General features: G+C 38.9%; 8 protein-coding genes. 5 read left to right on the top strand and 3 right to left on the bottom strand.

Annotation, left to right across the window (positions count from 1 at the left end):
• Nucleotides 1-263: 263 nt before the first annotated feature.
• Nucleotides 264-608: a MerR family transcriptional regulator gene (locus tag N0B48_RS02670; RefSeq protein ID WP_259836577.1), complete on the bottom strand. Its 345-nt coding sequence runs from the start codon at nucleotides 606-608 to the stop codon at nucleotides 264-266.
• A 287-nt stretch (nucleotides 609-895) separates the two neighbouring features.
• On the opposite strand from N0B48_RS02670, the gene N0B48_RS02665 reads away from it, so the two are divergent.
• Nucleotides 896-3,553: a reprolysin-like metallopeptidase gene (locus N0B48_RS02665; RefSeq protein ID WP_259836576.1), complete on the top strand. Its 2,658-nt coding sequence runs from the start codon at nucleotides 896-898 to the stop codon at nucleotides 3,551-3,553.
• A 120-nt stretch (nucleotides 3,554-3,673) separates the two neighbouring features.
• Entirely contained in the window at nucleotides 3,674-4,555 is an 882-nt protein-coding gene (locus tag N0B48_RS02660) for an AraC family transcriptional regulator (protein WP_259836575.1), read from the top strand.
• Nucleotides 4,556-4,671: 116 nt separating this feature from the next.
• Here the strand turns inward: N0B48_RS02660 and ccoG are convergent, their stop codons facing one another.
• Entirely contained in the window at nucleotides 4,672-6,114 is a 1,443-nt protein-coding gene (gene ccoG / locus N0B48_RS02655; protein WP_259836574.1) for a cytochrome c oxidase accessory protein CcoG, read from the bottom strand.
• Between the two features lie 350 nt (nucleotides 6,115-6,464).
• Between ccoG and N0B48_RS22905 the strand changes: the two genes are divergently transcribed.
• The 3 genes from N0B48_RS22905 (at nucleotide 6,465) to N0B48_RS02640 (ending at nucleotide 11,929) form a co-directional block, all read left to right on the top strand.
• Nucleotides 6,465-7,877 carry a S41 family peptidase gene (locus tag N0B48_RS22905; RefSeq protein WP_259836572.1) on the top strand — a complete coding sequence of 471 codons (1,413 nt, stop codon included), beginning with the start codon at nucleotides 6,465-6,467 and terminating at the stop codon, nucleotides 7,875-7,877.
• Between the two features lie 72 nt (nucleotides 7,878-7,949).
• A complete protein-coding gene (locus N0B48_RS02645; protein WP_259836570.1) occupies nucleotides 7,950-8,843 on the top strand; it encodes an SMP-30/gluconolactonase/LRE family protein in 894 nt (297 codons plus the stop codon).
• Nucleotides 8,844-9,253: 410 nt separating this feature from the next.
• Nucleotides 9,254-11,929: a reprolysin-like metallopeptidase gene (locus N0B48_RS02640; protein ID WP_259836568.1), complete on the top strand. Its 2,676-nt coding sequence runs from the start codon at nucleotides 9,254-9,256 to the stop codon at nucleotides 11,927-11,929.
• Nucleotides 11,930-12,006: 77 nt separating this feature from the next.
• On the opposite strand, the gene N0B48_RS02635 is transcribed toward N0B48_RS02640, so the two are convergent.
• Nucleotides 12,007-13,314: a DEAD/DEAH box helicase gene (locus tag N0B48_RS02635; RefSeq protein ID WP_259836567.1), complete on the bottom strand. Its 1,308-nt coding sequence runs from the start codon at nucleotides 13,312-13,314 to the stop codon at nucleotides 12,007-12,009.
• Nucleotides 13,315-13,410: the final 96 nt, after the last annotated feature.

Here is a 13,410-nt window from a genome sequence, read left to right as displayed (position 1 = left end):
CAAAGGCATTTCATTTAAAAAGAGTAAAACAAAAAAACACTATAAAGCCTCACAAATTCAGAGGTTCCGATTTTCAGTGAAAACCCTGTATTTCGGAAATAAGTGAAACGCCTTTGTTTATCTTATTTTAAAGAATTTGAAACAATTCTTTGCTTTTCTTTGCGTTAGAAAAATAAACCCATAAGTTTTGAACGTGATCCTGGATAGGGCAGTAAAAAACAAAAGCATCCTTTAAAAAGATGCTTTTTATGATGCTATAATGTTTATTCAGAATCTTGGTCTGCTAGGGAAGCTTTCAGTTTCTGAAGCTCAGCCTTTATAAATTCAAGACGGTCAATGATAGTTACCGTTTCGGAAATCTTACTGTTGGTCGTCAGAGCGATTCTTGCGCCATCCAGTGTATAGCCTTTTTCTTTTACCAGATGATAGATCATTTGAAGATTCTTAATGTCTTCCGGAGTGAAGTAACGGTTCCCTTTTTTGTTCTTTTTAGGCTTGATGATGGGGAATTCCTGTTCCCAATACCGTATTAGTGAGGTGTTTACATCAAAAGCCTTTGCCACTTCTCCTATTGAATAATACAGTTTGTCAGGTAAATTTATCTTCATTGTATGAATCCTAAAAGCCAAAGATAAATATTTTTTAAACTCTGATGCAAATATGCGTGAGTAAATAGTTATAGCTGGAATATTTTTTTACATAAAATAGATGAAGCTGAGTAATTGAAGTATTAATTTCTCTAATTGTGAATATTGTATGTATTTTTTTTATAAAATTTAATATTATGATTAATGGAAGCGTTTTTTTGAGGATTTGATTTATAATAGTCATGAAATGAGCTTTTTATGTTATTGTTTTTTGTTAAATTAGCCTACACTAAAAAATATATTATTCTATGAAAAACTATTTCTTTCTTTCCATGATGTTGCTTCCTTTCTTAGGACATGCACAATGGACCAAAACCTCCTTAAGGGCGCAGAAAGTGAAGCCTTCTCAGGAGAAACTGGAATATGCAGGTCTGTATTCCTTAGATACCAATCAGCTTAAGCTTTCATTAAAAGATGCTCCCGAGCGTTTTTCAGGATCAAAAGGAGTGATTGTATCACTTCCTACAGCAGGTGGAAAGATCGAAAGATTTCAGGTTTGGGAATCTTCCAATATGGATCCAGCCCTTCAGAAAAAATATCCGGATATCAAATCCTATGTAGGAAGCGGTGTAGATGACCCTTCCGTTTATTTAAGATTCAGCATGTCGCCGGTAGGATTTTCATCCATGATCACCAGATCCGGTCTCTCAGAATTCATTGAACCTTACAGCGAAGACAGAACAGTATATGCCGTTTTTGACTCCAATGCCAGAAGAGGCCAGGATAAAGAACCTTTTGAGTGCTCTGTCATAGAGGATGCAGAAAAAAAAAGCGAAAGCGTAAGTAAGAAAACAGCAGGTTTCAATATTTTCAGACTTGCCTTATCCTGTACGGGAGAATATGCACAATACCATTTAACAGCTGCAGGTACTCCGGCCACAGCAACTGACGCAGAGAAAAAAGCAGTGATTCTTGCTGCTATGAATGCCTCATTAACCAGGCTGAACGGTGTTTTTGAAAAAGATCTTTCTTTTCATTTTAACCTTATCGCCAACAATGAAACGATTATATTTTTAGATCCGGCTGGAGATCCTTATACAAACGGTGGCCCGAACGAGGCTCATGCCCAGATTTCCGCAAGAATCGCTGCTGAGGATTATGATATGGGTCATTTAATTGATAAAAAAGGAGGTAACGGATCTGCTGGCGTAGGTGTCATCTGCAACAACAACTCAAAAGGAGCAGGATGGACTGCCCATAATTTTCCGGAAGGAGATAAATTCGATATAGATTATGTAGCTCATGAAATGGGGCACCAGCTGGGTGCAGGACACTCTTATACCTACAGATCTGCACAAGCGGATCAGAGAGTGGAGCCGGGAAGTGGCAGCACAATAATGGCATACACAGGGATTACAACGGCTTCTGATGTTCAGTTCAATTCCAATGATTATTTTCATGCCAACAGTGTTACCCAGATTAAAAATAAAATAAACAGTATTGTTTGTGGTGTTAATGCACCTTTTGCAAACCCTGCTCCTGATGTCAATGCCGGTGCGGATTATACAATTCCAAAATCTACCCCGTTTGTTTTAAAAGCGACCTCATCTGATGCCAATACAGCTTCTTATACCTATACATGGGAACAGGCAGATCAGGCTGCGGCAGCTCAGATCGGGGCTGGTGATATTTCGTCAGCTTATCCTGCAAAACCTACGGGACCTACTTTCAGATCTTTTACCCCGATAACTTCTTCGGTAAGATATTTTCCTGATTTCAATAAAGTATTGGCGGGTGTTTTATCAACCCGTTGGGAATCGGTTTCAAGTGTAGCAAGAAGTCTTAATTTTGCAGCTACGGTAAGAAACAACAGTCCGGCGCAACCACAGGTTTCCAAAGATGCCACAGTGTTAACAGTAGATGCAGCGTCCGGTCCTTTTCAGGTGACGGCTCCGATATTCGGTCAGTCATTAGCTTCAGGAGGAACCATTAATGTGACCTGGGATGTTGCCAATACCAATCAGGCTCCTGTAAGCACAGCCAATGTTAATATTAAATTATCTAAAGACGGTGGACAGACCTTTACCACAATAGCTGCCAATACCGCTAATGACGGAAGTGAGCAGGTAACAATTCCGGCAGGATCTATCTCTGCCAATGCCTATATTTTAGTAGAAGCAGTAGGAAATGTGTATTATGCGGTAAGTCCAAGTTTTGTGATAGATTATAACGTAACAGGTGAAGCTTGTAATACGTATACTTACAATGGACCGGCTGTAGCCATTACAGACAGTCCTGGCGGCGGAGGTATCTCAGCACCTAGAATCAATATTCCTTTAATGGTCAACAATACAGGAACCATTACTAAAATAAAAGTGACGCCATCCGTTACCCATCCGAACATCAGCCAGCTGGCCATAGGAATTGAAAGTCCTGTAGGATCTTCAGCCCTGTTCTGGAACAGACAATGCTCAGGGCAGTCAGGAATTACAGCGTCATTCAGTGAAGCGGGTAATGCTGTAGCGTGTGCATCACCTCTTGCAGGAGAAACGAAATCAAATGAATCCTTAGCTATATTTAAAGGGCATAAAGCTCAGGGAGAATGGAAACTTTTTGCCACAGACAATAACCCTGGAAGTGCAGGAACTGTGACAGCATGGTCTCTGGAAGTGTGTACAAGAGAAACCCAGACTTTGGGAACTCATGACGTTTCTTCTCCATTGGCAGATGATATCAAGATTTATCCTAATCCAAGTGATGGTAATTTCTTTATCAAATCCAGAAACTTAAAAGGAGAAGTAAAGGTAGGTATGTTTGACGCCAGCGGAAGACTGGTATACTCATCTGCCTATAAGAGCGAAGGCAACAGTACAAAAGAGTTCAATGTTAATGTTCCGAAAGGGGTTTATGTAATCAGCATTAATTCTTCAAAAGGAGCTTATAATACGAAGCTTGTGATCAAATAACAGAATGATAATTTCTGAATGAAGGACTGGTGAAAACCGGTCCTTTTTTTATGCAGATTTGCGTTATCTCTCTTTTTGCTGTACTTTTATACCATAACAACGATCCGCTTATTATCAGTAATGAATTCTATCTCTGTCCTTCATATCGAGCTTTTCCAGTCCGGCAGGAATACTTCAGATTTTTATTTCAATACCATGAAAGAACATCTGGTTGTGGGGCATCGCCATATTGAAAAGCCGCACCGCCATGACTTCTATGCGGCTGTTCTCTTTACCAAAGGAAAAGGAACTCATGAAATCGATTTTCAGAAGTATGACGTGTCTGAAGGAAGTCTTTTCTTCCTGTCTCCGGGACAGATCCACAGCTGGGAACTTTCAGAAGATATTGACGGGTATATATTTTTCTGCTCACAGGAGTTTTACGAAATGCATTATGTAAGTCAGAAGCTGAGAAATTTTCCTTTTTTTGGTTCCGTATCATTTCCCAGAAAATTGCAGCTTGATGCAGTAGAATTAACGAAAACTGACTGTTTATTTCAGGAGCTGGGAAAAGAGCATCAATCTCAGTCTGTGATGAAAGAAGGATTCATTCTTTCGCTGATGTCACAAGTTTTCATCAATGCGACAAGACTGTTTTCAAAAGATATTGATATGCGTTCTTCATCCGCCAGTCTTTCTTATTTTAAGCATTATCAGGATTTTGAAAATCTGATAGAGCAGCATTTTACAGCTCAGAAATCGATATCTCATTATGCATCCTTATTGGGAATTACGCCAAAGCACCTGAACAGGATTGCGCAAACCGTTGTTCAGAAAACGGCAACCGATGTCATTACCGAAAGGGTAGTGCTGGAAGCCAAAAGAATGCTTATGTACCTTGATGAAAATCTTGTGGACATTGCGTTCAGACTCGGATATGAAGAATATTCCTACTTTGTAAGAGTATTCCGGAAAAGCTCCGGAATGACTCCTACTCAGTTTATGAGAAAATACAAGGTTTAAAAATGCTAGATTTTAGACGTCAGATTTCAGATATAAGACACAAGATATGTGCTCACTCATCCTTTATCTCACATCTCCAGTCTAACATATGCCATCTGAAATCTGACGTCTGACATCTATAGCAAAAGCTTAAATGGCCCCTCAAACGTTGTCTCAAATGAATCCAGCATTTCTCCCTTTTCATCAAATACACCAATGACCATATTCTGTTTGGAGAGTTTAATGTCTTCTTCAGGGAAGGTAATATTGATGTTCCCTTTCAGAATTTGATCTCCTTTCAGAATGATCTTTTCAGAACCGAAATAGGAGATTTCTGCATGGGCAGGAGTCATTACTTTAATGGTCAGGGTCTTTTTCTCGTTGGATTTATTTAAAAGAGTATAGATAAACGTATTGGTAATCTTACCGTCTTTAATAAAGAACGTAGAACCTGCCGGTTTAATGAATTTTGCTTCCATAGATCCGCGGTCATACATTAAGAAGCCTAAAAATCCTATTAACAGGGCTAAAAATACCGTCGTAACTTTCATTCTTGAGGTGAATTTGAAACTGTCCTGGTTTTCAATTTCTGCTTCTGTAGCATAGCGGACCAGTCCTTTTGGAAGTCCTACTTTTTCCATTACTTCATCACAGGCATCTATACAGGCTGTACAGTTGACGCATTCCAGCTGCTGTCCGTTTCTGATGTCAATACCGGTTGGGCAGACTACGACACACTGATGACAGTCGATACAGTCTCCTTTACCTGCCGCTTTGCGGTCTTCGTTATTTCTCCATTTTGAACGGCCTTCTCCTCTTTTAAAATCATAATATACGTTGATCGTCTGTTTGTCGATCAGTACGCCCTGAAGTCTTCCGTATGGGCATACCAGTGTGCAAACCTGCTCGCGGAGCCATGCGAAAACAAAGTAGAAGGTCATGGTGAAAAATATCATGGTAATGAATTTCAAAGGGTGCTCCTGCGGGCCTTCACTCATAATCCTGAATAATTCCTCATATCCTACAATATACATGAACATGAAATGAGCTATAATCATTGAAATGAATGCAAAAACAGACCATTTTATGAGTCTTTTTCTGATTTTTTCAGCATCCCATTCCTGTCTGTCCAGCTTCATCTGCTTGTTTCGGTCACCTTCGATCAAATATTCAATTTTCCGGAATACCATTTCCATAAAAAGGGTCTGAGGACATAACCATCCGCAGAATATTCTTCCAAAAACGACGGTGAAAAGCATTACGAAGATCACGGAGGTGACTGCTCCCAGCGCCAGGATAAAGAAATCCTGAAGATAGAAAGGCTGCCCCAGAATGAAAAACCTCCTGTCGATCACATTGATCAGAAGAAATGGATTACCATTGATCTTTACAAACGGCAGTCCGAAAAATATAGCAAGCATGATGTAACTTGCGTAATTCCTGTAGTTGGTATATTTTCCTTTTGGTTTTCGTGGAAAGACCCATTTTCTTTTTCCCATTTCGTCCATGGTTCCCACCGAATTCCTGAACGTATCGTTTTCTATTTCTACAAATTGGCTGTTGCCTGATTCTGCACTCATTGCGGTACTTTTGTTAAGTTAAAAAAGTATTAAGGTCATATTGAAGACCCGATCAAGCTGTTTTTTCAGTCAGTTTTACCAAGGAAAAAGGAGTGTTGATCTTACCGTGGCAAAGGTCCGGATAAAACTGTTTTTTAACTAATACCATCTGCTTCAAAAATAGGACAATTGGGACATTGTGTTCTATTGTAGAGACAGCTGCTCTGGAAATTGTTTTGATTTTAGAAGTGGTTGAAATACAGGGTTTTCAATTTTTTTTTGTAGTTTAGCGTACCCGCGGAAAGACAGATTTACATAGTGTTTTCTATACATCTTTTCCACTTTGGCGGGTTTTACTAAAAAAGATATCCGTGAAAAATATAATTTCTATTCTATGCCTTCTGTTGGTCATTTGTTCATCATTATCGGCCCAGATTCCAAATAAATTGACGCTTAATGAGAAAATCTACGGATTATCTAAATTCTGGAGCGATGTGGATTACAATTTTGTTTACATGTACAAAACGGACCAATTAAAATGGGACAAGACATACAGGGAAGCCATTATAAACATTCAGAAAACAGAAAATGATTACCAGTATTATAAAGAACTTCAAAAATTATGTGCTGTTTTAAAAGATGGACATACACAGGTTTATTTTCCTGAGGATATCCAGAATCAGATCATGGTTTCTATGTTTGGAGAATACAGGCTTTTCCTGATGAATGTACAGGGAAAGATTTATGTGATCGGGACCAATAAAAGCAAAGAAAAAGAGATCCCGTTGGGAAGTGAGATCATAAAAGTGAACGGGCTGTCTACAGCGGATTATCAGGATAAATTCGTTAAACCTTATATTTCTTCTTCTACTGTGAGTTATCTCAATTTTAAAGCGGGTGTGAATCTGTTGGAAGGAGTCAATGGAGATACTTACGACGTCGAAATCAAAACTCCAAAAGGAGAAGTGAAAAAGCTGCATCTTACCCATTCAAAAACAGCGGAAACAGCTGTAAACCCCGAAGCATTGCCCAATCAGTCGGTTTTTGAATTCAAATGGCTGAAAGATAATATGGCGTATGTAAAGATCAGTAGCTTTGAAAATTCCTCCGTTGTAAAAGACTTTGAATCCAGGCTGCCTGAACTTAAGAATGCAAAAGGAATTATTTTAGATATCAGAAATAACGGCGGCGGCAGTTCGAAAAATTCAAAAAATATTGCAAAATATTTTGTCAAAGGAGATACCATTTACGGGGCAAAAAACTACAGCAGGAAGATCATTCCGACGGAAAGAGCTCTTGGTTCCTTTCTTACACCAAAAGATACGATCAGTGGAAAATCTGAATGGGGTCTTTCAAAACAGGAGACCACTGATTTGTTTAAAGCCTATTTAGGAAGCAAGTTTCATGAATTTGAGTACAAACCTCAGGTTATAGAGCCTGTAGAAAAGCTGAGGGTTCCTACCGTTGTGCTGACAAGTGTTTTAACGGCTTCAGCTGCAGAAGACTTTTTGATTTATCTCTACAATCAGAAAAATATAACCAGAGTGGGTGGCTATTCCAATGGAAGTACTGGCCAGCCTCTTCAGATAGAATTGCCGGGAAATGGCTCTGCCATCATCTGTACCAAAAAAGTGACCCTGCCGGATGGTGAAGAATTTATAGGAGTCGGAATTAAGCCGCATATTGTTGTAGAAAGAAATCTGAATGATACCTTATATCCTGCGAAGTTTGATTCTCAGCTTGAAGCTGGAATTAACCATTTAAAAGCAAATGTGAAAAAGTAGGGTCATTTTTACCGTCTAACAAAGGATATCTTACTTTACAAAATGTAAATTTGAAGGCCTTAAAAAAGAAGAATGGAAAATATATGCAGAATAAGTATGATTGGTTTGGTTTTCGCATTGTTAAGCTGTCAATCAGTAAATTACAACACCATGTTTTATGAAGATGTACAGCCGAAGAAGGTTTCGGATCAATTTAGTTTTACAGAAGGACCGTCTTCGGATCAACATGGAAATGTTTATTTCACCGACCAGCCTAATGACAAGATCTACTACTGGGACTGGAAAACCAATAAGGTTATAGAATTTTTAGGAAAAACGGGTAGGGCCAACGGAACTCACTTCGATAAAGACGGAAACCTCATCACGTGTTCTGACGATCAGGGAGAGATCTGGAAAATTTCAAAAGATAAAAAAGTAGAAGTCATCCTGAAAGGTTTTGAAGGGAAAAGACTCAACGGGCCCAATGATGTCTGGAATGATGCGTCCGGCGGAATGTATTTTACAGATCCCTTGTATAAAAGGGATTACTGGATAGATTTTAAGCAGGAAATAGCCCATAAAAGTCTTTATTACAGAACAAAGGACGGAAAGACCATTAAGCTGGAAACCTTTGTGCAGCCAAACGGAATCGTAGGGAGCGAGATATTTAAAAAGTTATATATTTCAGATATTGATGCAGGAAAAACCTATGTGTACGATATCCTTGGAGAAGGGAAATTGTCTGAAAGAAAGCTGTTTTGCGAGATGGGTTCAGACGGTATGACTCTGGATAAGCATGGAAATCTCTATTTAACAGGAAAAGGAGTGCATATCTTTAACCGTCACGGAAAGAAATTGTACCATATTCCCATCGCAGAAGACTGGACGTCCAATGTCACTTTTGGGGGACAAAACAATGATGTTTTATTTATTACCGCTTCAAAATCGGTATACACTTTACCCACTAAAGTGAGAGGAACCAGATAATTTTTTTACCATTTAATTCCGTCCTGAAAATTGATACAGGACTATACAATAAAGGAGACTATGAATAATAGCCTCCTTTTGTTTTACCATTTTTAAACCCCTGAAATGATCAATTATTTTTGAAATCAGATACAGATATTTCGGTTTTAAGTAGTTGAGAATGTCATTCCTGTATGTGATTAAATTGATTGATAATCAACAAGCTATTTACATTTATTATGAATGATTTATGTTAATTATAAAAATCTTCGTAAACCTTGTTGTATATTATTGATAATGTGTGTTTTGTATTGAATTTTTTTATTTTTTTGTAACAAGTGAAAGTGTTTAAGATCTCCAGTCAATGCTAAACTTAAATTACCAAAAGATGCTTTCATTAAAATGTATAAACCACCTTTAAAAATACAGATATGAAATTTTATTTACTTATTGCTATAGTAATGATTCCGTTTTTTGGATCATCACAATGGACAAGAACAGAACTGAGAGCTCAAAAAGTTAAGAAATCTCAGGAGAAGCTGGAATATGCGGCTTTATATTATTTAGATGCTTATCAGCTCAGAATTTTACTTAAAGATGTTCCGGAACGTTTTTCAGGATCCAAAGGAGTGATCATCTTCCTTCCTACAGCCTTGGGAAAGATTGAAAAATTTCAGGTCTGGGAATCTTCCAATATGGATCCGGAACTTCAGAAAAAATATCCGGATATCAAATCATATGTGGGAACCAGTCTGAACGATCCTTCCGTATACTTAAGATTTAGCCTGTCACCGGTAGGATTTTCATCCATGATCACAAGGTCGGGGCTTTCCGAATTTATTGAACCTTATTCTGAAGACAGAACGGTTTATGCAGTCTTTGATTCAAAAGCAAAAAGAGGTCAGGAGAAGGAGTATTTTGAATGTACTACTCCCGAAAAACCAGGGGTAAAGAATTCCGGAAAAAAAAACGAAGCTGCCAGTAAAAAAACGGCTGGTTTTAATGTTTTCAGACTAGCTATTACCTGTACAGGAGAATATGCCGAATATCATCTTAATGCTGCCGGAACTCCCGCAACAGCAACGGAAGCACAGAAAAAAGCAGTGATTCTTGCTGCCATTAATGCATCTTTGACCCGCTTAAATGCCGTTTTTGAGAAAGATCTTTCGCTTCATTTTAACCTTGTAGCCAATAATGACGCCGTAATTTATGTAGATACTGCCAATGATCCATATGATCCATTGGATGAGCAAGATACACAAGCGCAAACAGCAATAACAAATATCATCGGCTCCGCGAATTATGATATGGGACATATTTTTGACAAAGAAAACGCAAACGGATATGCACCCGGCGATATTTGTATTGATAACACAAAGTCAAGAGGATGGACTGCATCTAATTTTCCTGAAGGAGATACTTTTGACATCGACTATGTGGCTCATGAAATGGGGCATCAGCTTGGGGCTAATCACAGCTACTCTGTGAGTCTTAACGGATCGGGGGCTACTGAGGTAGAGCCTGGCAGCGGGACCACGATTATGGCTTATACAGGAATTATAGGGGGTAGCTACGATGTTCAGTTCAATTCCGATGACTATTTTCATACTGTTAATGTTGCGGAAATCAAGACCAAAATAAACACTGTGGCCTGTGGTGCAAATACCCCTTTTGCAAATCCTGCACCTGTTGTGAATGCAGGTTTGGATTATACCATTCCCAAATCTACTCCATTTGTGTTAAAAGCATCGACAACAGATGCCAATGCCGCTTCTTATACTTACATATGGGAACAGATGGATCTTGCAGGGAACTCTGATACAGGTGCGAATTCTATAGCTTTCCTTACAAAATCTGCAGGACCTAACTTCAGATCTTTAATGCCTGTAAGTGTTCCGGGACGTTATTTTCCGGACTTTAATAAAGTGCTTGCCGGAGTTTTAACCACCAGATGGGAGTCTGTATCCAGCGTAGCCAGAAGTCTTAATTTCACGGTTACCCTCAGAACGAATAATCCGGTTGATCCACAAACGAGTAAAGATGCAATGGTGGTTACAGTAGATGCTGCCACTGGACCTTTTCAGGTGACATCTCCTATATTCGGACAGTCATTGGCTTCAGGGGGAGCATTTAATGTAACCTGGGATGTGGCTGCTACCAATGCAGCACCTATTAGTACAGCTAATGTCAATATTAAACTGTCTACAGACGGAGGCCAGACATTTACCACAATTGCCGCCAATACCCCTAATGACGGAAGTGAACAGATAACAGTTCCTGCAGGATCTTCTTCAACAAACGCTTTTATTATGATCGAAGCTGTAGGTAATATTTACTATGCTGTGAGTCCTAGTTTTGTGATTGATTATGCTGTAAATGATGAAGCCTGTACAACCTATACTTACAGCGGAAGTCCCGTAGCCATTACGGACGGACCTGGAGGGGGAAGTGTTTCTGCACCTATAGTTAAAGCTCCTTTAATGGTTAATAATACAGGAACTATTACCCGGGTTAAAGTTACCCCATCCATCACCCATCCTAACATAAGACATCTTGCGGTTGGTATCCAGAGTCCGGTAGGTTCTTCGGCTTTAATATGGAGCAGAAGCTGCTCGAACAGCTCAGGAATTACAGCCTCATTCAGTGATACCGGAAATGCCGTAGTATGTGCTTCACCAGTCCAGGGTGAGACTAAATCATTTGAATCTTTAGCTATTTTTAAGGGGCATAAAGCTCAGGGAGAATGGAAACTTTTTGCAACTGACAATTCCCTGGGAAGCATCGGAACCATTACAGGATGGTCTCTTGAAGTATGTACACAGAGGACACAGCTGCTGGGCACTAAAGAAATCTCTTCCCCGGGGGCAGATGATATTAAAATTTATCCTAACCCTAGTGATGGTAAGTTCTTTATTAAATCAAGAAATTTTAACGGAGAAATGAAGGTGACCCTGTTTGATACTGCAGGCAGACTGATCTCATCCGATTTCTACCAAAGCAATGGCGATCACACCAAAGAATTTAATTTAAATGTTTCTAAAGGGGTCTATATGATCAATATCAACTCACCAAAAGGGGTATACAACCAGAAACTTATCATTAAATAAATTATTTTAGTAGTATAACACGAATAGAGGCCAGTAAAATACTGACCTCTATTTTTATTTCAAATGTTTGAATTCGATTAATAAGCAACCTCCATTTTTACTTTCTTGCCCTTCAGCTTTTCAGTATTTAATTTCTTTAAAACAAAGCTGACTTTATTTCTGGAAACTGCGACGTAAGAAGTGGTGTCTTTCACTTCAATGATTCCGATGTCTTCTTTCTGCAGTTCTCCTTTTTTGATAAGATAGCCCACAATATCCACTTTATTGACCTTATCTTTTTTTCCGGCACTGATATAAATAGTCTGGAAAGGAGTTTTCTCCGGAACTGTATTAAAATCTTTTACACTTTCTTCCGGTGTATTGTTTTTAATGAACGGGAAGTTTTCATCTTCAGTCATGATCAGGTAGGCAAAACCTTTTGCATTCATTCTGGCTGTACGCCCGTTTCTGTGGATGAAAGCATCTTCCTTCGGAGGAAGCTGGTAATGAACGATAGATTCCACTTCAGGAACATCCAGACCGCGGGAAGCCAGATCTGTAGTGATTAAGATCCTTGCAGAATCATTTCTGAATTTCAGAAGGGCACGTTCTCTTTCATCCTGCTCCATACCGCCATGGAAAGTTTCCCTGTCGATTCCTTTTTCAGCCAGAAGATCCGAAATACGGTCTACAGCCTCACGGTGATTACAGAAAATTAATGTTCTTTTATTTCCGATTTTACAGATTAAATTAAACAGCGTATCCAGTTTCTCTTCAGAAATAGTCATCACTTTTCTCAACTGAATATCCGGTTTTACCTCGCTTAATTTTAGAAAATCAATAATCTTTTCATTGTTTAAACCTGTAAACGCTGGAATTTCATCCATCGCTGTTGCTGAGGTTAAAATTCTTTGGGAAAGACCACTCAGTGAACCTGAAATATATTCCATGTCCTCATGAAAGCCGAGTTCCAAAGCCTTGTCAAACTCATCCAGAACCAAAGTTTTAATCGTTTTAGGATCAAAATTGTTATTTCTTAAATGGTAAGTGACTCTTCCGGGAGTTCCAATCAAAACTGCCGGAGCTTCAATTAAATTATTGACCTCAATTTTTTTATCATGACCACCATAACACACCGAAACTTTAAAATCAGTTCCCATGGATTTGAAAACCTGCTCAATCTGCAAGGCCAGTTCCCTTGCCGGAACCAGGATCAAAGCCTGAATTCCCTGAACATCTTTTTTAAGGTTTCGAAGAACCGGAAATAAAAATGCCAGCGTTTTCCCTGAACCTGTAGGAGATAACAAAACAACATCCGTATTGTTTTCAGTAGTCTTATATGTAGATTTCTGCATCTGATTCATATCCTGAATCTGCAGTTTTTGATAAATTGATTCTAATTCCATTTTGCAAAGGTAGTAAATTTAGAGGGCAAGTTTGGAGTGGGGAAGTTTTAGAGTTACGGGGTGCGGGATTCGGGTTTTAGAGTTGAAGGGTTTGGG

It is taken from the genome of Chryseobacterium herbae, assembly GCF_025154075.1.
Classification (GTDB): domain Bacteria; phylum Bacteroidota; class Bacteroidia; order Flavobacteriales; family Weeksellaceae; genus Chryseobacterium; species Chryseobacterium herbae.
This window is presented reverse-complemented; position numbering and strand designations above follow the sequence as displayed.